Source organism: Pseudomonas sp. S9 (assembly GCF_000222125.1).
In the GTDB taxonomy this organism is placed as follows: domain Bacteria; phylum Pseudomonadota; class Gammaproteobacteria; order Pseudomonadales; family Pseudomonadaceae; genus Aquipseudomonas; species Aquipseudomonas segetis.
This window is the reverse complement of the sequence record NZ_AFFX01000004.1, coordinates 109050-128985: the sequence shown is the minus strand read 5'-3', so window position 1 is coordinate 128985 and position 19936 is coordinate 109050. Positions and strand designations below refer to the sequence as shown.

16 protein-coding genes and 1 pseudogene are annotated in these 19936 nt (G+C 55.9%); 9 read left to right on the top strand and 8 right to left on the bottom strand.

Going from position 1 to position 19936, the window contains the following annotated elements:
* Window positions 1–2: 2 nt before the first annotated feature.
* On the top strand, window positions 3–344 hold the full coding sequence (locus PSES9_RS0109575; RefSeq protein WP_010486391.1) for a HopJ type III effector protein: 342 nt from the start codon (window positions 3–5) through the stop codon (window positions 342–344).
* A 63-nt stretch (window positions 345–407) separates the two neighbouring features.
* Here the strand turns inward: PSES9_RS0109575 and trxB are convergent, their stop codons facing one another.
* Entirely contained in the window at window positions 408–1355 is a 948-nt protein-coding gene (gene trxB / locus PSES9_RS0109570; RefSeq protein ID WP_010486390.1) for a thioredoxin-disulfide reductase, read from the bottom strand.
* A 267-nt stretch (window positions 1356–1622) separates the two neighbouring features.
* Between trxB and cysZ the strand changes: the two genes are divergently transcribed.
* Window positions 1623–2390 (top strand): sulfate transporter CysZ, encoded by a 768-nt coding sequence (gene cysZ, locus PSES9_RS0109565; RefSeq protein ID WP_010486388.1) that lies wholly within the window; start codon window positions 1623–1625, stop codon window positions 2388–2390.
* A gap of 29 nt (window positions 2391–2419) precedes the next feature.
* On the top strand, window positions 2420–3622 hold the full coding sequence (locus PSES9_RS0109560; RefSeq protein ID WP_029529469.1) for a glycosyltransferase family 4 protein: 1203 nt from the start codon (window positions 2420–2422) through the stop codon (window positions 3620–3622).
* A gap of 104 nt (window positions 3623–3726) precedes the next feature.
* Here PSES9_RS0109560 and PSES9_RS0109555 read toward each other — a convergent pair whose 3' ends face one another.
* The 3 genes from PSES9_RS0109555 to PSES9_RS0109545 all read right to left on the bottom strand — a co-directional run bounded on the left by PSES9_RS0109555 (window position 3727) and on the right by PSES9_RS0109545 (window position 6276).
* Window positions 3727–4830 (bottom strand): NADH:flavin oxidoreductase, encoded by a 1104-nt coding sequence (locus PSES9_RS0109555; RefSeq protein WP_010486382.1) that lies wholly within the window; start codon window positions 4828–4830, stop codon window positions 3727–3729.
* Between the two features lie 301 nt (window positions 4831–5131).
* On the bottom strand, window positions 5132–5641 hold the full coding sequence (locus PSES9_RS0109550) for a glutathione peroxidase (protein ID WP_010486380.1): 510 nt from the start codon (window positions 5639–5641) through the stop codon (window positions 5132–5134).
* 149 nt (window positions 5642–5790) lie between these two features.
* Window positions 5791–6276, bottom strand: a complete 486-nt coding sequence (locus tag PSES9_RS0109545) for an FKBP-type peptidyl-prolyl cis-trans isomerase (protein WP_010486378.1) — start codon at window positions 6274–6276, stop codon at window positions 5791–5793.
* Here PSES9_RS0109545 and PSES9_RS24500 point away from each other — a divergent pair.
* The 4 genes and pseudogenes from PSES9_RS24500 (at window position 6245) to PSES9_RS0109530 (ending at window position 11067) form a co-directional block, all read left to right on the top strand.
* Entirely contained in the window at window positions 6245–6592 is a 348-nt protein-coding gene (locus PSES9_RS24500; RefSeq protein ID WP_083840258.1) for a DUF3565 domain-containing protein, read from the top strand. The genes PSES9_RS0109545 and PSES9_RS24500 overlap by 32 nt on opposite strands.
* 10 nt (window positions 6593–6602) lie before the next feature.
* Window positions 6603–7799: pseudogene (locus tag PSES9_RS23290) on the top strand (acetate kinase).
* Between the two features lie 63 nt (window positions 7800–7862).
* Window positions 7863–9956, top strand: a complete 2094-nt coding sequence (gene pta / locus PSES9_RS0109535) for a phosphate acetyltransferase (RefSeq protein ID WP_010486372.1) — start codon at window positions 7863–7865, stop codon at window positions 9954–9956.
* Window positions 9957–10179: 223 nt separating this feature from the next.
* Window positions 10180–11067 (top strand): acyltransferase, encoded by an 888-nt coding sequence (locus tag PSES9_RS0109530; RefSeq protein WP_029529468.1) that lies wholly within the window; start codon window positions 10180–10182, stop codon window positions 11065–11067.
* A gap of 21 nt (window positions 11068–11088) precedes the next feature.
* On the opposite strand, the gene PSES9_RS0109525 is transcribed toward PSES9_RS0109530, so the two are convergent.
* The 3 genes from PSES9_RS0109525 to PSES9_RS0109515 form a co-directional block, all read right to left on the bottom strand.
* Window positions 11089–13218, bottom strand: coding sequence for a putative bifunctional diguanylate cyclase/phosphodiesterase (locus PSES9_RS0109525; protein WP_010486368.1), 2130 nt, complete (start codon window positions 13216–13218; stop codon window positions 11089–11091).
* 190 nt (window positions 13219–13408) lie between these two features.
* On the bottom strand, window positions 13409–14065 hold the full coding sequence (locus tag PSES9_RS0109520) for an OmpA family protein (protein WP_010486367.1): 657 nt from the start codon (window positions 14063–14065) through the stop codon (window positions 13409–13411).
* 99 nt (window positions 14066–14164) lie between these two features.
* Window positions 14165–14809: an MBL fold metallo-hydrolase gene (locus PSES9_RS0109515; protein WP_010486366.1), complete on the bottom strand. Its 645-nt coding sequence runs from the start codon at window positions 14807–14809 to the stop codon at window positions 14165–14167.
* Window positions 14810–15673: 864 nt separating this feature from the next.
* Here PSES9_RS0109515 and PSES9_RS0109510 point away from each other — a divergent pair.
* Entirely contained in the window at window positions 15674–16294 is a 621-nt protein-coding gene (locus tag PSES9_RS0109510; protein ID WP_010486364.1) for a response regulator transcription factor, read from the top strand.
* 5 nt (window positions 16295–16299) lie between these two features.
* The gene (locus tag PSES9_RS23285) at window positions 16300–19773 is read left to right on the top strand and encodes a transporter substrate-binding domain-containing protein (protein ID WP_010486361.1); all 3474 of its coding nucleotides are present in this window, start codon (window positions 16300–16302) and stop codon (window positions 19771–19773) included.
* On the opposite strand, the gene PSES9_RS25525 is transcribed toward PSES9_RS23285, so the two are convergent.
* Complete coding sequence (locus tag PSES9_RS25525; protein WP_274377985.1) at window positions 19774–19908, bottom strand: hypothetical protein; 135 nt, start codon at window positions 19906–19908, stop codon at window positions 19774–19776.
* Window positions 19909–19936 lie beyond the last annotated feature (28 nt).

The following is a 19936-nucleotide window of genomic DNA, read 5'->3' as shown; positions in this document are numbered from 1 at the left end:
GCATGAGTGCCCTGCACGCGTTTCGTACACGTCTCAATAGCGACACATTCACCTTTGCCGAAACCCTGGATTTTATTGCCAAGCATTATGTCTACCAGCCCAGCGCCTTTACCAATGGCGGCGTTGAAAACCCAGCCGGGCAAAATGAAGGCTCGTGCAAGACCCTGGGCCTTGCGTTACTCGAACAACTGAGCGACGAAGAAGCCTTGCGCTGCTTCGGCGAACACTATCGCAGCGTGTTGGCGACCCCTGCTGGGTCGGATCACGCCAATATCCGTGCGCTGATGGTGCATGGCTTGGGTGCAGTCAAATTTGCCCAGCAGCCGCTTTCCCGCGCTGCATAAGCACGCTACAGCCCAAACCAGAAGCCCCGCATGATGCGGGGCTTTTGTTAACTGACCTGATCCTTACTGGCCATCAAGGTAGCGCTCGGCATCCAGCGCGGCCATGCAGCCTGCACCCGCCGAGGTGATCGCCTGGCGGTAGACATGATCGGCCACATCACCTGCTGCAAACACACCCGGCACACTGGTCGCAGTGGCATTGCCATCACGACCGCCATTCACCACAAGATAGCCATCCTTTAGCGCAAGCTGGCCCTCGAACAATGTGGTATTCGGGGTATGGCCGATGGCGACGAACAGCCCGTCGACCTTCAACTCCGCGTGGCTGCCGTCATTATTGAGCAGGCGCACACCGGTAACCCCCATGTTATCGCCCAGCACCTGGTCAACCTGGGCGTTGAGCTTGAGCTCGATCTTGCCCTCGGCAACCCGCGCCTGCAGCTTGTCTTGCAGGATCTTCTCGGCACGGAAGGTTTCACGACGGTGGATCAAGGTCACCTTGCTGGCGATATTGGCCAGGTACAAGGCTTCCTCAACAGCGGTATTACCCCCACCAACCACCGCGACCTCGCGATTGCGGTAGAAAAAACCGTCACAAGTGGCGCAGGCTGAAACGCCTTTGCCCATAAAGGCTTCCTCACTCGGCAACCCCAAATAGCGCGCACTGGCGCCGGTCGCGATGATCAGCGCGTCGCAGCTATAGGTGGCGTTGTCGCCCACCAAGGTAAACAGCTTACCGGCCAGATCGACGGCATTGATGTGGTCGAAAACGATCTCGGTTTCAAAGCGCTCGGCATGTTCCTGCATACGCTGCATCAAGGCCGGGCCGGTCAAACCGTGCACATCACCTGGCCAGTTATCGACTTCAGTGGTGATTGTGAGCTGGCCGCCCGCCTGCATGCCGGTAATCAGCAGCGGCTTGAGGTTGGCGCGTGCGGCATAGACCGCAGCACTGTAACCGGCAGGCCCGGAACCGAGAATAATGACGCGTGCATGGCGTGTAGCCGACATAGTTGACTCCTACAGGCGCTGAGCCTGACAAATAAAGCGGGACTACCCGGACACCTAGGGGAAGGTCATGGTCAAAGCAGTAGCCCCAAAATTTAACTGGGGCCAAGAGTATCGGGGCACTTTGAGTGTTGGAAATTTGCTTTAACAATTCAACGCATAGAGCGCGACTATAAGCCTCTAAAGTCGGCCTACCAGCGTTAGCGCAGACTTTCCCCAGGGCGCCAAAGCCGGTAAGGTCGGCACAACTTGTTATTCACGGAAATCTCCATGCCTGCTCCCGTACTGTCTGGACCGCAATACCTCAGCGAAGGCCTGAAACTGGTGCTTAGCCCTGGATTGCGCCTGTTCGTACTCTTGCCTCTGCTGATCAACCTGTTGTTGTTTGGCGCCCTGGTAGGCGTTGCCACCCAGCAATTCAGTAGTTGGGTCGACACTTTCATGCCCAACCTGCCCAGTTGGCTGAGCTTTCTGGAGTACATCATCTGGCCGCTGTTTGTGGTCCTGGTGTTGCTGATGATCTTCTTCACATTCACCATGCTCGCCAATATTGTCGCAGCGCCTTTCAACGGCTTTCTTGCCGAGAAAGTCGAAGTAGTCGTACGCGGGGAAGACAACTTCCCACCCTTCAGCTGGGGCGAACTGGTGGCCATGATCCCGCGCACGCTGAGTCGCGAGATGCGCAAGCTGGGTTACTTTTTGCCGCGGGCCATTGGCTTGTTCATCCTGTCGTTTATCCCGGTGGTCAACATTATTGCTGCGCCTTTGTGGCTGTTGTTCGGCGTCTGGATGATGGCGATCCAGTACATCGACTACCCCGCCGACAACAACAAGATGAGCTGGCAGGACATGCTCGCCTGGCTACGCGAAAAGCGCTGGCAGAGCCTTGGTTTCGGCGGCATTACCTACGCCGCGCTGCTGATACCCTTCGTCAACATCCTGATGATGCCCGCAGCCGTGGCGGGTGCAACCCTGTTCTGGGTGCGTGAGCGCGGGGACACTCGCGTCACCAAGGCGCCCGGCCAAGCAGCGTCATAATTTCACAATAAAAGCGTCACACTCGCTACATGACGGCAGTCGAGACTGCTGTCATGAGCACATCATCCTTGTATATCGCGCTAGTCACCGAAACCTTCACGCCTGAAATCAACGGTGTGGCCAATACTCTTGAGCGACTGGTTAACGGGCTACGCGCGCGCGGCCATCAGTTGCAATTGGTCAGGCCTCGGCAAAGCAGCGACCAAACGCGCAAAAGCGACGAGCACCTGCTACTCACACGCGGTTGGCCACTGCCCGGTTATCCGGGGCTACAGTGGGGACAGTCGGCGCGGCACAAGCTGCTCAGCCGCTGGCGCAAGGAGCGGCCCGATGTTGTATATATCGCCACCGAAGGGCCGCTTGGCTGGTCGGCATTGAGTGCCGCCAGGCGTTTGAATATCCCGGTTGTAAGCGGCTTTCATACCAATTTCCAGCAATATAGCGGGCACTATGGTGCGGCCATACTGACGCGCTTGATCACCAATTACCTGCGCTGGTTCCACAATGCTTCACGCATGACCCTCGCGCCCAGTGTCAGCCAGCAAATTGAACTGGAGCGTCGCGGCTTCGAGCGCGTGGAACTGCTTGCCCGCGGCGTGGACAGCCAACTGTTTAATCCGGCCAAGCGCTCCAGCGAGCTGCGTAAACAGTGGGGGCTAGAAGAATCCGACACGGCGGTCATTCACGTTGGCAGATTAGCTGCCGAGAAAAACCTGAAGCTGTTGGCCGATACCTTCAGGACGCTGCAACAACGCTACCCGCAACACAACCTGAAGCTGATTCTGGTTGGCGATGGGCCGCAACGCGCGCAACTGCAGGCACAACTACCCGAGGCAGTATTTTGTGGCGTGCAGCGCGGTGAGCAATTGGCCGCACACTATGCCTCAGGCGACCTGTTCGTCTTTCCCAGCCTGTCCGAGACCTTCGGCAATGTGTTACTTGAAGCATTGGCCTCTGGCCTTGGCGTGGTCGCTTACGATCAAGCTGCCGCCAGCCAGCATATTCGCCATGGGCACAATGGCGCCTTGGCAATGCCCCAGGATCACCAGGCTTTTATCGAGGCGGCGTGCTGGCTGCTCGAAACACCGGAAAGCCTGCGCAGGGTGCGTCTCAATGGCCGCCAGCACGCTGCTCGCCAAGGCTGGTCGACTATCATTGACCTGTTTGAGCAACATCTGCGCAACGCACTTATCCCCATCGCCGACCTGCCAACAGCCCGTACTCAACCCTGAGGCCCAAACTAGACAACGGCCTAAAATCCCAGGCCTAAAAAAGCCCCGATGTGCCGGGGCCAAGGAGTGTGCCTAACCAGTATGCGGTCAAGCAAACCTAACGCTTAAACCAGGCTCATCAGGGCTTCGCGACTAAATGGCAAGATCTGTTCCTCGCGGCCCTCACGGACTTTCAATGCCCAGTCCGGGTCGACCAGCAGGGCACGGCCAACTGCAACCAAATCAAACTCCTGGTTATTCAAACGCTCAAGCAGACCTTCAAGCTTGGCCGGCTGCGCAACCTTGTCTGTGTTGACCATGAACTGCAGGAACTCACCATCAAGCCCCACACTGCCGACAGTGATGGTTGGCTTGCCAGTCAGCTTGCGGGTCCAACCAGCCAGGTTCAGTTCCGAGCCTTCAAACTCCGGTTCCCAGAAGCGCCGGGTCGAGCAGTGGAAGATATCCACGCCGGCCTCAGATAACGGCCTGAGGAAGGCTTCAAGCGCTTGTGGGGTTTGCACCAGGCGAGCGCTGTAGTCTTGCTGCTTCCACTGTGAGAAACGCAGGATAATTGGAAAGTCCGGCCCGACAGCGGCGCGTACGGCCTTGATCAATTCAATCGCGAAGCGTGAGCGCTGGGCCAGGTCACCACCATACTCATCGCTTCGTTGGTTGCTGCCTTCCCAGAAAAACTGGTCGATCAGGTAACCGTGCGCACCGTGCAACTCAACCCCATCCATTCCGATGCGCTTGGCATCAGCCGCGGCCTGGGCAAATGCTGCGATCACTTCGCGGATATCTTCATGGCTCATGCCGTGGACAACCACTTCACCGTTCTTCTGTTTCTCGCTCGGGCCATAGCCGGGCACAGTCGCGTCAGGTTCGGTTCCGAGCTTGCGCACATTTCCGACGTGCCAGAGCTGGGGCACGATCTTGCCGCCTTCGGCATGCACCGCATCAACCACTTTTTTCCAGCCGGCCAATGCATCCTCGCCATAGAAGCGCGGCACATTCGGATACCCGTTGGCAGCCTTGTGGCCAACGGTCGTGCCCTCGGTAATGATCAAGCCAACCCCGGCCGCAGACCGGCGCCGGTAATACTCGACTACCTTGCTGTTAGGCACCCCGCCTGGCGAGAACGACCGCGTCATGGGCGCCATCACCACGCGACTCGAAAGGCTCAACTGGCCCAGGTTAAATGGCTGAAACAGGGCTTGTGCGGTCATGTGTTCTCCAACAGCGTAGGCACGATCAAACTCGACGGAGTGATGCGCGCACAGACAAAACAGATTCAATGATGATCAATGCAAGTCCGACGATAGAGCAGTACCGCGCTATCGAGGTGCAACTCGCCACAGGGGCAGCATTAATGTGTTGAGCGCGACAATAGAACCGGGCAAGCACCAAGCCCAGCACTATTGATGTCAGTGATTATGCCTACAACAGCGCTGAAGGGTCATATGCCTTGTGGGCAGCACAACCTCGGCGAGGAGATCGTACTGCCTGCGGGAGACATGAATGGGTCCATTACTTGGCAGAGAGGGCTGGCTCGGAAATACCCAGACTACTTTCAATGGCCTGAATCAATGCAGGATCTTCCGGCGTCATGCGAGGCGAAAAGCGCGCCAGTACGCGCCCATCGGGGCCGACCAGAAACTTCTCGAAATTCCAGGTGATATCGCCGGGAAACTCAGCCCCCTCACCCGCCAGCAAGCGATACAGGGGATGGCGCTCGGCACCATTGACCTCGATCTTGCTGGCCAATGGGAAGCTCACCCCATAGTTGCGAGTACAGAATGCTCCAATAGCCTCTTCGCTGTCCGGTTCCTGTCCGGCGAATTGGTTGCAAGGCAAGCCGAGCACGCTGAATCCGTGGTCGCGATATTCCTGGTAGAGCTTTTCCAAACCGGCGTATTGCGGGGTCAGACCACATTTGGAAGCCACGTTCACCACCAGAACGACCCTGCCCTTAAGTGGCGCCAGCGGTAGCTCCTGGCCATCAAGAGCCCGCAAAGTTATATCGTGAAAGGCACTCATGGCTTGCTCCTTGAGCTTGCAGCACATTCCCCATGGGACAAAAAAGGCGCCCTTGAGGCGCCCCTTTCTGACTCACTTGTAGCTTAGCAGTCAGCCACACTTATAACAGGACCATAAGTCGTATTGTGTGACCAAAGGGCACGCAGCAATCAGTGCTGGTGACCGCCTTCGCCATGGATGTGGCCGTGAGCAACTTCTTCTTCGCTGGCGTCACGAATATCAACGACCTTCACTTTGAAGTTCAGGCGCTGACCCGCCAGAGGATGGTTGCCATCGACTATCACATCGTCACCGTCCAGCTCGCGAATGGTCACGATCTGCATGCTGCCGTCTGGACCGGAAGCGTGGAACTGCATGCCCACTTCCAGCTCATCAACACCTTCAAACATCGAACGATTCAGGGTTGCCAGCAGTTCAGCGCTGTATTCGCCGTAGGCGTCTTCAGGCTCAACGGAAACTTCCAGCTCATCGCCAACTTTCTTGTCCAGCAGTGCTTTTTCAAGGCCGGCAATGATGTTGCCAGCGCCGTGCAGGTAAACCAGCGGGGCGCCGCCAGCGGAACTATCTATCACCTCACCAGCGTCGTTGGTCAGGGTATAGTCGATGGATACGGCCTTATTGGCAGCGATCAGCATGGGGCGGAACCTTTTGCTTATGAATGAAGAACGGACAAGTTTAACCAAGCCATCGCCCGAAAGCGAACCCGCCCCGGACGGACGGACTGGCAGTATGCCCGTACGCTTGCTTGACTTGCGTCAGGACGAAGACGGTCATTGGGTGGCAGTATTGTCATGCGGCCATACCCAACACTTGCGCCATGAGCCTCCGTGGAAAAACCGCCCATGGGTGCAAAGCCCGGAACTGCGCCGTGCGCAGCTGGGTAAGCCCTTTGACTGCGGATGGTGCGCAGCCGCCCCCAAGCAAGCTACAAACACAGCTCCAGAGTGCTAAGGAACGCTATATGCAGCCAAGCAATATATTGGTGATTAATTGCGGCAGTTCATCGATCAAATTTGCCTTGGTCAACCCATCAGAGTCCGACTTCACCCTCAGTGGACTGGCCGAACGCCTGGGTAGTGCCGATGCTGTATTGCATTGGCAGCATCGTGGCAGCAAAGACTCAAAACCCATCGCCAATGCCGACCACCGCCTGGCGCTTGCCGAGCTCCTACCGCTGGTCGAGCATGCCACCCAAGGCAAGTTGCTGGGCATTGGCCATCGCGTTGTGCATGGCGGGTAACACTTCACCGCTGCCAGCCGCATCGACAGCAAAGCCTTGCAACAAATCAAATCCCTTGAGCCGCTCGCACCGCTGCACATCCCGGTAAACCTGCAAGGAATCGAGGCGGCTATAAAGCTGTTTCCCGAACTGCCCCAGGTTGCAGTATTCGATACCGCCTTCCATCAAAGCCTGCCGGAACATGCATTTCGCTACGCACTGCCTGAGGCGCTCTACCGTCAGCACGGCGTGCGCCGCTATGGTTTCCACGGCACCAGTCATCGCTATGTAAGCGCGCAGGCAGCCTCATTCAGTGGCCTTGCCTATGGCGACAGCAGTTGGCTGATCGCTCACCTGGGCAACGGTTGCTCAACCTGCGCCGTGGTCAATGGTCAAAGCCGCGACACCAGCATGGGCCTGACCCCTCTGGAAGGATTGGTAATGGGTACGCGCAGTGGTGATGTCGACCCTAACCTGCATAGTCATCTCGCCAAAACACTGGGTTGGAGCCTCGATGAAATCGACCGTGTCCTCAACCAGGAAAGCGGTGTGCTCGGTCTATCCGGACTGTCCAATGATATGCGCACCCTCGAACAGGCGCGTGAGCAGGGACATGTCGGCGCCACACTGGCCATCGAAGTATTTTGCTATCGCCTGGCCAAATCACTGGCGTCGATGAGCTGCGCACTGACGCGCCTCGACGGCCTGGTCTTTACCGGCGGTATTGGCGAGAACTCACCGCTGATCCGCAATAAAACCGTGGAGCACCTCAAACTGCTCAATATACAACTCGACCGCGAGGCCAACGCCCTGTGTGTTCGTGGCGTGGCCGGCCCGATTCACACCCAGGGCCACCCTCGCGTACTGGTCATCCCCACCAACGAGGAGCGGCAAATTGCGCTCGATACACTAGGGTTGTTGAAACAACACACCTCATGATCACGCCAGCCCGCTGCGCCATACTTGCACACCTGCCCCATGGGTTTAACGACAGGACCTAGCATGCATACCTTCTTCATCTCTCCCACCGGTTTCGGCGTTGGCCTGACATCCATCAGCCTCGGCATGGTCGGCGCCCTGGAGCGTGCGGGGCTCAAGGTCGGCTTCTTCAAACCCATAGCACAGCCGCATCAGGGTGACTTGGGACCCGAACGTTCCAGCGAGCTGATTGCCCGCACCCACGGCCTGATCTCCCCCAAGCCGCTTGACCTTGCCCATGTTGAACGCATGCTCGGCGATGGTCAGCTCGATGAGTTGCTCGAAGAAATCATCAGCTACTACCAAATCGCTGCCGCTGATAAAGATGTGGTCATAGTCGAAGGCATGGTGCCAACCCGCCAGGCCAGCTATGCCGCGCGGGTCAACTTCCACCTTGCCAAAAGCCTCGACGCCGATGTGATCCTGGTTTCGGCACCGGAGGAGGAAAGCCTGAGCGAACTATGTGATCGGGTTGAAATCCAGGCACAGATGTTCGGCGGCCCCAAAGACCCCAAGGTACTGGGAGCCATCCTCAATAAGGTACGCAGCGACGAGGGCATGGAGGCATTTGCCGCGCGTCTTGCAGAGCAGTCACCACTGTTCAGGCGCGATGATTTCCTGCTCCTCGGCTGTATTCCATGGGAAGAGGAACTCAATGCCCCGCGCACCCGCGACATTGCCGATCTACTCGGCGCCCGGGTGCTTAACGCAGGTGATTACGAACAGCGGCGCATGCTCAAGATCGTGCTTTGTGCTCGTGCCGTGGCCAACACAGTGCAACTACTCAAGCCCGGCACCCTGGTGGTGACGCCAGGTGACCGGGACGACATTATTCTCGCCGCCAGCCTGGCCGCCATGAACGGCATGCCGCTGGCCGGTTTGCTCCTGTGCAGCGACTTCGCGCCGGACCCACGTATTGTCGAACTCTGTCGTGGTGCCCTGCAAAGCGGCTTGCCCGTCATGGCGGTGAGCACCGGCTCATATGACACCGCCACTAACCTCAATCGTCTCAACCGCGAGATTCCGGTGGACGATAAGGAGCGCGCGGAAAAGGTCGCCGACTTTATCGCCAACCACATCAACCATGAATGGCTGGGCAAGCGCTGTGGCACCCTGCGTGAGTTGCGCATGTCGCCGCCGGCCTTCCGCTACCAGTTGGTGCAACGTGCCAAGGCGGCAAACAAGCGTATCGTGCTACCAGAAGGTAACGAGCCCAGAACCATCCAGGCTGCTGCGATCTGCCATGAGCGCGGCATTGCTCGCTGCGTGTTGCTGGCCAAGCCAGAAGAGGTCATGAGCGTGGCGAAAGCCCAAGGCATCGAGCTGCCGCAAGGGCTCGAGATCCTGGACCCTGACTTGATCCGTGAGCGCTACGTCGACCCCATGGTCGAGCTGCGTAAAGGCAAAGGCCTGAATGCTCCCATGGCCAGCGCCCAACTCGAAGACAGTGTGGTTCTCGGGACCATGATGCTGGCCCTTGATGAAGTCGATGGCCTGGTTTCCGGCGCCGTTCACACCACCGCCAACACCATCCGCCCCGCGCTGCAGCTGATCAAAACCGCACCCGGCTACAAGCTGGTGTCCTCGGTATTCTTCATGCTCTTGCCGGACCAGGTCGTGGTGTATGGCGACTGTGCGGTGAACCCTGACCCGAGTGCGTCAGAGCTTGCCGAAATAGCCCTGCAAAGCGCAGCCTCGGCAACCGCATTCGGTATTCCACCGCGCGTGGCCATGCTCAGCTACTCCACTGGCGACTCAGGAACCGGCGAGGAGGTCGAGAAGGTGCGCGAAGCAACCCGCCTGGCCAAGTTGAGTGAGCCCGGCTTGCTCGTCGACGGCCCCTTGCAATACGACGCCGCGGCAATCGAGTCCGTTGGCCGCCAAAAAGCGCCCAACAGCCCTGTAGCCGGGCGTGCAACTGTCTTCGTATTCCCCGACCTGAACACTGGCAACACCACCTACAAAGCAGTCCAGCGCAGCGCCGACTGCATCAGCGTCGGCCCCATGCTGCAGGGCCTGCGCAAACCGGTAAACGACCTCTCTCGCGGGGCGCTGGTGGACGACATCGTCTACACAATTGCCCTCCCCGCGATCCAGGCCGCCAACCTGCCAAGCTAGGCAATGGGGTCAATCATATCGCCGGGCGGCTTGGCATGCCTGGCCCGGCGATATGAATCGACAACCTTGCAATTCCGTTTTTTTTGCAGCTACCCGCCCCGGCAGTAGTTGAACTTCATACAGTTCAAGTTAACCTGTGCGCCAAACCGATCTGCGGTAAAAAACTGCAGACTTTGACTGAATCGGCGCGCGCGCCCACTTGTTGGAGGCATTTGCCCCCATGTTGAGTTTCCTTCCTGCTTTTTTGCGCGGCATCATTGGTGTGTGCTGCCTGGCGCTAAACACACTGTTTTGCTGCATACCGCTGTTTGCCGTCACGCTCCTGAAAATATGCTTGCCGTTTGCTGCGGCACAGCGGGTGTGTAATTGGCTGATGAACTTCATCCATGAGTTCTGGATAAGCTGCAACAAACTATGGATGGACTTGGTCTGCAGCACTCGCTGGCAGGTCGAGGGCCTCAAGGATCTGGATTACCAGCACTCTTACCTGGTCACCAGCAATCACCAGAGCTGGGTCGATATTCTGGTACTGCAATACCTGCTCAACCGGCGCATTCGCCCGCTGAAATTCTTCCTGAAACAAGAATTGATCTGGGTGCCGGTGATTGGCCTCTGTTGGTGGGCGCTGGGTTTTCCATTTATGAAGCGCTACTCCAAGGCCTATCTGGAAAAGCACCCGGAGAAGAAAGGCAAGGACCTCGAGACAACACGGCGCACCTGCGACAAATTCCGCGCAAACCCGGTAGGCATTTTCAACTTTCTCGAAGGCACGCGTTACACCCCGAGCAAGCATGCGGCGCAGCAATCCCCTTACAAATACCTGCTCAAGCCCAAGGCAGGCGGTATTGCTTTTGTGCTCGATGCAATGGGTGAGCAACTGCATAGCATCGTCAATGTGACCATCTACTACCCGCAAGGCATCCCGGGTTTCTGGAACCTGCTAAGTGGCGAAGTCAAGGAGGTGGTGGTCAATTTCAGGGAGCTGAAAATCCCACGTGAGTTTATTGGCAAGAACTATGACCAGGATGCCGAATACCGCCAGGCGTTCCAGCAGTGGGTCAATGTGCTGTGGCAAGAAAAAGACGACGAACTCGCTCGCCTGCATCACTAGCCATGCACACAATGCAGTCGGCTAGCCTGCCGGCTGCAACTCAATCGAACGATTGGCCCAACTCAGCCTGATTTCCTCGGGTCTGAGTTCGGCCGCAATCAAGTAGCCTTGCAGCGCATCGCATTGGTGGAGCACCAGCCAGTCGCGCTGTGCCTTGCTCTCGACACCAGTGGCAATCACCTCAAGCCCGAGATTGTGCCCCAGTTCGATGATCGACTTGACCATTGCCGCATCAGCCTGCGACTCGAGCATTGCACTGATGAACTGGCGATCGATCTTCAGGCAGTCCAACTCCAGATAACGCAAATCCGCGAGCGAAAACTGCCCGCGGCCAAAGCCATCAAACGCGGTTTTAACCCCCAAGGCACGCAAGCGCTTGAGTTGCTCACGGCTGTGGGTAAGGTTTTGCATCAGAGCAGCTTCCGAGACTTCCAATTCGATCTGGCCGGGCTTGAGCCCAAACTCGCGCAGTGCAAGGTTCAGCTCATCGACCAATCCCTTTAAACCAAACTGCAGTGCGCTGATATTGATGCTCACCCGCACCTGATCCGCCACCTTGCCGACCAGTGACCGGCGCAGCTCAGCCGCCTGGCGGAAAATCCACAAGCTCAACTCATTGATCAGGCGCGTATCTTCCAGCACCTGGATGAACTCGGCGGCAGGTCTGCTGCTGTTGTCAGCTTGCCCCAGGCGCAACAAGGCCTCAAAGCCGCGAACCTCCCCTGCTGCCAGGTCAACCTGTGGCTGATAGCAGAGCGTGAATTGCTGCCGACTCACGGCGCTGCGCAACTGATCCTCGAATGCACGCTTCGAGTTCTCGCGACCACGCATTTCCTCGGTATAGATACGGTACTGACGACGTCCGCCACGCTTGGCCTCGTACATCGCCATATCTGCCGCACCCAGCAATGCCTCGATGCTCATGCCCTCTTCAGGCAAATAGGCAATGCCGATACTGACGCCCAGATTAAAATCAAATCCATTGAGATTGCGTCGCCCGGATACAACACCAATCAACTTGGTGGCGACACTCTCTGCATCCTCTGGCCGGCTCAAGCTGTCCAGCAGCAAGGTAAACTCATCGCCCCCCATTCGCCCAAGTGTGTCGTACGAGCGAATACATTCGCGCAACTGTTGGGCGACCTGACACAAAAGTGCGTCGCCCGCATCGTGACCAAGCAAGTCATTGACCCGCTTGAACCCATCCAGGTCCATGTACAACACCGCCAGATCCTTGCCACTGCGATCACGGCGTGACAAGGCGCCCGCCATGGCCTGAAGAAAGCCACGACGATTCAATAATCCCGTCAAGGCATCTGACAGGGCCAGCGATTCAAGTTGCTCATGCAAGCTATTGGTGACGGACATATCCAGCGCCATGAAAACCATCGCCCGCTGCGCGGGGATCGGCGAACACGACAATGCCACGGGCAGGGTCTGAGCATTGGCAGCAAACAGCATTGCATCATGCACGCAGTATGTTTCCCCGCTCATCCAGCGCTGGTAATAGTCTGATGCTTGCCATGTTCCGGCAACAGGCTCGGCCTGCAGAAAATCCAGGACCTGGCTGCCCATAACCTCATCAATCGAGCGCTGCAACATATTTGCAATTGCCGGGTTGGCGTAGCGCACCTCGCCCTGCTCTGACACCACCATAATGCCTTCGGCAGCATTCTCCAGGATGGAGGCATTGAATGCGCGGGCACTTTCGAGTTGCATGGTCAAGGCACTCAGCTCCCGGCGTTGCCGCTCGAGTGCAAGCAACACCCTGACCTTGTGGTTGAGCACGGCCGGATCAAATGGCTTCTTGATAAAATCAATCGCCCCGGAGGCATAGCCACGAGCCAATACGGCATCAGTCTGATCCAGCCCGGAGAGAAAGATGATCGGGGTCAAAAGCGTTTTGGGTTGCTCGCGCAAACGCCTGGCGAACTCAAAGCCGTCCATGTCAGGCATCTGCACATCAAGCAAGATAAGATCGACGTCATGGCACTGCAGGAAAGCCAAGGCGGCGATGGCATTATCAACGCAATGTATCGCTCGACTCGGTTCCTCGAGTAGCTCCTGCATGGCATCCAGGTTGTCTTGCAGGTCATCGACCACCAATACCACCGATACAGCCGGGGCCTGATCCAATTGCGGCTCTAACATGCATCCCCCAAACCCTGCGCCCGTGTTTTTCAGCCTTGGCCTATAACACTGCTGTCGACTCTGGCACGGATTTCTTGAATCTCAGTTCTACCCAAGTCTAGCTAGCCGTCGAAAAATAGCACTATGCCAGCACCGCTAAATTACAGGCACAAAAAAGCCCTCGATTCGAGGGCTTAGTGTTTCGCCTGAATTATAACTGGCGAAGGGTGATCTCTACGCGACGGTTCTGCGCACGACCTGCTTCGGTTGCGTTGCTGGCAATCGGCTGGTTCGGGCCGGCACCAAAGGCTGATATGCGATTGCTCGCCACGCCGTTTGCAGCCAGGTATGAGGCGACGCTTTGTGCACGCGCATTGGACAGGTTCTGGTTCAGCGCCAGCGAACCGGTGCTGTCGGTATGGCCGGTGATATCGATGCCGTTCTTGTCGAATTCCTTGAATACGGTTACCAGTGAGTTCAGCGTTGGGTAAAAGCTGCTGGAAATATCGGAAGAGTTGCTGGCAAAGGTGATATTGCCCGGCATGATCAAGGTCAACTGGTCGCCATTACGCTGGACTTGAACCCCGGTTCCCACCAGCTTCTGGCGCAGTTGAGCTTCTTGCTTGTCAACGTAGTAGCCATAGCCACCACCGGCAGCACCGCCAACGGCAGCACCGATCAATGCACCCTTGCCGCGGTCCTTCTTGCTTGAGGTCGCGGCACCAATGACAGCACCTGTAACGGCGCCAATACCACCATAAATACCAGCCTTGCCCGCCTCGCTTTCCCCGGTGTACGGGTTGTTCGTACATGCTGCAAGAAAAGTGGAAGCTGCCACTATCAGTGCAAAATTACGCACATTACTCATAAAGATTCCTTTGTTTCATAGGTTAAACAGGCATGTACCTGTGCCCTCAGGCTGACGACAATACCAACTCTTACTCGCCCGCTGCTAGTCGTTCGATGCTCAGGCTTTGATAAATGGGTTCTCGCGCATCTCATCACCCAGCAAGGTGTCGGGACCGTGTCCAGTCACCACTGTCGCGTCTTCATCAAGGCGATACAGGCGCTGCTTGATCGAGCGCTCGATGGTTGCATAATCCCCACCCCACAAGTCCGTACGACCAATACCACGTCGAAATAAGGTGTCGCCGGCGATCAACAGCTTCGCCTGCGGAAACCAGAAGCTCATCGACCCTGGTGTATGCCCGGGCGTATGCAATGCAACCCCGCAACCGCAATCCAGGGCCTGGTCATCGGCCAGCCACTGATCGGGGGATGGCACTGGAACATAGGGAACACCAAACATCTTGCATTGCATTTCAAGGTTATCCCACAGGAATTGGTCTTCCTTGTGCAGATGCAGCGTCGCGCCGGTCTTCTCCTTCATCTGCCCAGAGGCCAGAAAGTGATCAAGATGCGCGTGGGTGTGAATGATGCTGACGACTTTCAATCCATGTCTATCAAGCCGAGCCATGATCTCATCGGGATTGCCACCCGGATCAACCACAATTGCCTTCTTGCTGATGGGATCACCAATGATGGTGCAGTTGCATTGCAAAGGCCCGACAGGGAATGTTTCGCGGATTAATGCTGAGTTGATGGAGTCCATGAGAGTTCCTGCTTGGTAGACCCTGCGATTCTGGCACAGAAGTTTATTTCGCCGCGAACAGAACACAGCCGGTACTTAATCGCAACAAAGTGCTTTAACGAACGAAAATCAATCAACCATAACCAACAGTGACCCAGACATAACCTTTAGTCATGGTTTGCCCCGCAAGTACTGGCACTTAAGAATCAATCACCCTCTCGGTAGGAAAAACCTTACATAAAACCCATAGTATTTTATCCACCATAGCAATAGCCCCGGTGCGAGCTGGTGGTCATCCGCTTGAGTTGAATTACATAGAATCAAAGTATGCAGACCCAAGGCTTTTTTAATAAGCGTTCAGCGTGCACCACACGAAGGTTAAATCGACGGTTTGGACTATGAAACAAGTCCAATGAGCACTGAAGTTTGCTTTCCAGTTCACGGAACAAATACAGCAATGAGAAGCCTTGGAGTAAGCAGAACGCTAATAATTGTTTTTGACTCACGCCCATTGCGTTGTCAGTCAACCCAATGGAGAAGCTAAAACTTACGAGCCTGTAAAGACTGCTGCTTAAGCTAGACTCTTGACTGTGCCTGGCCAAAAGTCACCGAGAAGTGCAACTACATGTATAGGTGCGCAATCTATCTCCATGGCGATCGGAAACAGAAACCGGATTCGCCCAAAGATACGATGTGTTGATTCAGCTGACTTCGATGTACGTGCCAACTCCAAGGATGAGGACTGTGGCTGATGACCAGCAGTGGAGACTCCGATCCCATCTCAATGGAAGATCAACTTGAAGGTCCCCACAGCCGTGCAACGCTGTTACTGGAAAAGATCCTGAACATGAAGTCTTAATAGTTATTAAAGTATTTAGGAACCTTATGCGCAAAATCCTGATTGTTGATGATCATCCAGTAATACGTCTAGCCGTGCGGGTACTGCTCGAACAGGAAGGCTATGAAATCGTAGGTGAAGCTGACAACGGTGTCGATGCCCTGCAATTGACCAAGGACAAGAATCCCGATGTTGTAATCCTCGACATCGGCATTCCCAGGCTGGACGGGCTACAGGTCATTTCCCGACTGAAGGCGACAGGCGGCTCAACTCGTGTCCTGGTGCTAACCTCTCAACCCGCCAGCACCCTGGCGAACAGATGCATGCAGGTTGGCGCCGCAGGCTTTGTCAGTAAAGACCAGGATCTGGCCGGGCTCTGTAGCGCAGTCAATGCGATTTTGTCCGGCTATACCTATTTCCCCTATGGGATCTTTGGCTCGATACATGACAGCGAGCAACCCGAAAGCCAGTTGTTGGAAAGCCTGTCCGACAGGGAGCTGATGGTGCTGCAATACTTAGCCAAGGGCATGACCAATAAACAGATTGCCGACATCATGTTGCTGAGTAACAAAACGGTGAGCACCTACAAGACACGCTTGCTGCAAAAGCTCGGAGCAACGTCTTTGGTTGAGTTGCTCGAATTTGCCAAGCGCAATAACGTTGCCTGAATCCGATGGCTAATTTCCTGCGCATTACCTGTGTGTTCTTGTTAAGCCTGTGCGCCCTCTCAGATGCGCATGCAGCTGAAACGACTGGAGAGTTTACGCGCCTGGAACTACTGGGCCTCTCGCAGCCAGTCTTGCATCGCACACAATTAAGCGAGGACGACTGGAACTGGCTAAGCAAGAAAGAAAAATTGGTACTCGGCACCTATGGCACAGACTACCCGCCTTTCAGGCTCGGCGCCGACAGTAACGAGTTTTCAGGTGTAACAGCCGATATTCTCGCGCTTATCAGCCGGGAGCTTGGAATAAAGGTCGAGGCCCATCTCTACAAAAGTCGCCAAGCTGCAGTGGAGGCACTCCAAAACGGCGAGCTGGACATGCTCAGCTCATTGGGCCCGATAGAAAGTGCGCCCGACCTCCTTAAAACCAAGCGCTACGTTAATTTAACTCCCGCGTTGGTCCAGGGTGCCGAAAAAGGCTGGCAGGCAACGGAGAAGAACTTATCAGGCAGCAAGATTGCCTACAACTACCTGGACATAAGTCGCTCGCAAGCTCTGGCCTTGGCACCTGGAGCAATACTCACCCCTTTTTCAAGCGACCTGGAATCCTTCTCCTCGGTTGCATTCGGCTCACAGGACGCCGTGCTCAGTAATGTTGTGTCCGCCAATTACCTGGTCAATACCTTCTACGCAAACGAGTTGAAAGTTATCCATGCCTTCTGGGGAGAGCCCCCGGATGGCGCCCGGTTTGTATTACGCAGTGATAATCAACGCCTTCTGAATATTCTCAATAATGTTATCCGCAACGGTATTTCACCCGAGCAGCGCAAGCTGATCATAAAACGCTGGAACGGTGGCGGCCTCTCGAATATCAAGATGCCAGAATTAACCCGGCTACAGAAACGCTGGGTTGCGACGCACCCGACCTTGCGCGTTGGTGTAGCTGAGAATTTTCCACCCTACTCGTATATCGGCAATGACGACCACTACTACGGGATCACGTCCGATCTACTCACACTGATCCAGACACAAACCGACCTGGAAATAGAGATCATTCGCTTTGCCAAGCTCGATGACATGATCGAAGCATTGATCAATGGCAAAGTCGACATGCTTGCCGATATCTCTCCATCGGATCAAAGGCGCGACTGGATGACATTCAGCCGATCCTACCTACCGACGCCCTACGCGCTTGTCAGCCCGGTAAGCCAACAAAGGATTCTGTCCCTCGATAAAACAAGCAATAAACGTATCGCAATCGCCGATGAGCATGCATTGATACCCTTCTTGCGCGAGCAGTACCCAAATCTGAAGCTGGTCGAAGCCACCGACACACCAGATGCCTTTGCAATGGTGGCTGCCGGCGAAGCGGATTTCACCATCCAGCCCTTGTTTGTTGCCCGCTACTACCCCGCGCGGTTCTATCAAAAACAGCTGCACATCCGCTTGACGTTAACCAAGCCATTATCGGCTGCATCCTTTGCCTTGCGCCGCGGAGACCGACAGCTCCAAGAGATCATCAACAGTGCGCTGGTCGAAATCTCGCCAGATGAATATGGCGCCCTGATCAATCGCTGGCGCAGTCGAGTCGTGTTGTCCCCTCCTTCTTGGCGCAACTACAAACCCCTGATCTATCAAGCAATAACCGCTGCGGTTATCGTGCTGATGATTTTTCTCGTCTGGAATTTCTATCTACGTAATCAGATACGCAAGCGCAAGGCGGCTGAACGCGAGCTCAGTGAACAGATACAGTTCATGGAGCTGCTTATCAACGGTACGCCTCACCCGATCTATGTCCGGGACCTGGACATGAGCGTTCGCATCTGTAACGACAGCTATCTGCAAGCATTGGGCGCCTCCAGAGAAGACGTTATCGGCCATGCAGACCTCAGGCACTTTTCCCCCGAAGATGCCCAGGCCATTATGCGCGACCATCACCAGGTCATCACTGAGCGTGAACCGGTAATTGTTGACCGAAAGATCACACTCAATGGCGAGCCCAGGGTTATTTATCACTGGAAACTCCCCTACGTTGACCGCAAGGGAGTCGTGCGGGGAATCATCGGTGGTTGGGTCGATATCAGTGACCGACGCGCCTTGATCGAGCAGCTACGTGCGGCCAAGGACCAGGCAGATAAAGCGAATCGAACCAAAACCACCTTCCTGGCCACCATGAGCCACGAGATTCGCACCCCGCTCAATGCTGTGATCGGCATGCTCGAACTGGCCTTGAAACGTGAAACCAATGCACCAGCAGATCATGCATCATTGGAGGTGGCCTATAACTCAGCCCGAGGCTTGCTGGAGCTGATTGGAGACATCCTGGATGTGGCCCACATTGAGTCCGGACACCTGAGTATTCACCCGGAACGCGCCGACCTCAGGCAAATAGCCGAAGGTGTGGTCAGGGTCTTCGAAGGGCTGGCAAGACAAAAATCGCTTGAGCTGCGCCTCGAACTAGAGGGAGCCCTCGATGAACAAGTACTGCTTGACCCGCTGCGCTTCAGGCAGGTGTTGTCAAACCTTGTCAGCAACGCAATCAAGTTCACTGCGCGAGGCCATGTCTTACTCAAGCTGGTCGGTACCGCACTGGATGACGACTACTTGCAATTGCGGGTCGAAGTATCAGATACAGGGATAGGTATCTCCCCCAAAAATCAGAAAACCCTGTTCCAACCCTTCGTTCAGGTACATGAAACCTCAGGCGGTAGCGGCTTGGGATTGATGATTTGTCGAAATCTTGTCGAGATGATGGGAGGCAGCCTTGAGTTGGAAAGCCAGGAAGGCATGGGAACCTGCGTCAGCGTGTCACTAAAGCTCTTGTGCTTGGAGCCGGTGCAATCCAGCGTTACTTTATCCCCACCCGAGCATGCCCCCAGACAAGCGCTGCCCAAGCTCAAGATATTGGTAGTCGATGACCACCCGGCCAACCGCATGCTCCTGGCCCAGCAAATGGAGTTTCTCGGGCAGCAGGTAGAGTGCGCCGTGGATGGTGAAAACGCCTTTGCGCTTTGGCAGTCGCAACACTTCGACCTTGTTATCACCGACTGCAACATGCCTGTCATGAACGGCTATACCCTGAGCCGGACCATTCGCAGCAAGGAGCAGATGCAAGGTGCAACCCCCTGCACGATCCTGGGCTTCACGGCCAATGCACAACCTGAAATGCTTCAGCGTTGCATCGACGCCGGCATGAACGGCTGCCTGTTCAAACCGGTCGAACTTGATGACCTGGTCAATGCGCTGACTGAAGTAACACCTACCGAGCCTGTGGCCCGGGAAGTGCCATTTGACCAGGAGGCTCTCAAGCGCATATCCGGAGGCAACAAGGCCGTCAGCATCCGACTGCTTGATCAGATAAAGATCACTGTCGCAGAGGATCTTTCCAAGCTCGAGCATCTGTTAGAAAGCGCTGATCTGAATGCACTTTCGGAACTCGCGCATCGCATCAAGGGTGCGGCGGCAATCATCCGGGCAAATTAGCTAATCAACAGCTGTGTGGCCGGGGAAAAGGCATGCAATGATGGCGATACACTCCAGGCCCAGGAACAGGCGCAACGAATGGCCAGCGCCTTGCGAGCGCTGGAACAAGCCATTGAACAAACGAACCTTGGGCATGAAGCCACTTAGATAAACAGCACAGAGG

Bases quoted from the DNA above. Each gene is read 5' to 3' on its own strand.
- PSES9_RS0109510 (WP_010486364.1), top strand. From the start codon at position 15,674: ATGCGCAAAATCCTGATTGTTGATGATCATCCAGTAATACGTCTAGCC.
- cysZ (WP_010486388.1), top strand. From the start codon at position 1,623: ATGCCTGCTCCCGTACTGTCTGGACCGCAATACCTCAGCGAAGGCCTG.
- pta (WP_010486372.1), top strand. From the start codon at position 7,863: ATGCATACCTTCTTCATCTCTCCCACCGGTTTCGGCGTTGGCCTGACA.
- PSES9_RS23285 (WP_010486361.1), top strand. From the start codon at position 16,300: ATGGCTAATTTCCTGCGCATTACCTGTGTGTTCTTGTTAAGCCTGTGC.
- trxB (WP_010486390.1), bottom strand. From the start codon at position 1,355: ATGTCGGCTACACGCCATGCACGCGTCATTATTCTCGGTTCCGGGCCT.
- PSES9_RS25525 (WP_274377985.1), bottom strand. From the start codon at position 19,908: ATGCCCAAGGTTCGTTTGTTCAATGGCTTGTTCCAGCGCTCGCAAGGC.
- PSES9_RS0109525 (WP_010486368.1), bottom strand. From the start codon at position 13,218: ATGTTAGAGCCGCAATTGGATCAGGCCCCGGCTGTATCGGTGGTATTG.
- PSES9_RS0109555 (WP_010486382.1), bottom strand. From the start codon at position 4,830: ATGACCGCACAAGCCCTGTTTCAGCCATTTAACCTGGGCCAGTTGAGC.
- PSES9_RS0109520 (WP_010486367.1), bottom strand. From the start codon at position 14,065: ATGAGTAATGTGCGTAATTTTGCACTGATAGTGGCAGCTTCCACTTTT.
- PSES9_RS0109545 (WP_010486378.1), bottom strand. From the start codon at position 6,276: ATGCTGATCGCTGCCAATAAGGCCGTATCCATCGACTATACCCTGACC.
- PSES9_RS24500 (WP_083840258.1), top strand. From the start codon at position 6,245: ATGGATACGGCCTTATTGGCAGCGATCAGCATGGGGCGGAACCTTTTG.
- PSES9_RS0109575 (WP_010486391.1), top strand. From the start codon at position 3: ATGAGTGCCCTGCACGCGTTTCGTACACGTCTCAATAGCGACACATTC.
- PSES9_RS0109515 (WP_010486366.1), bottom strand. From the start codon at position 14,809: ATGGACTCCATCAACTCAGCATTAATCCGCGAAACATTCCCTGTCGGG.
- PSES9_RS0109550 (WP_010486380.1), bottom strand. From the start codon at position 5,641: ATGAGTGCCTTTCACGATATAACTTTGCGGGCTCTTGATGGCCAGGAG.
- PSES9_RS0109560 (WP_029529469.1), top strand. From the start codon at position 2,420: ATGACGGCAGTCGAGACTGCTGTCATGAGCACATCATCCTTGTATATC.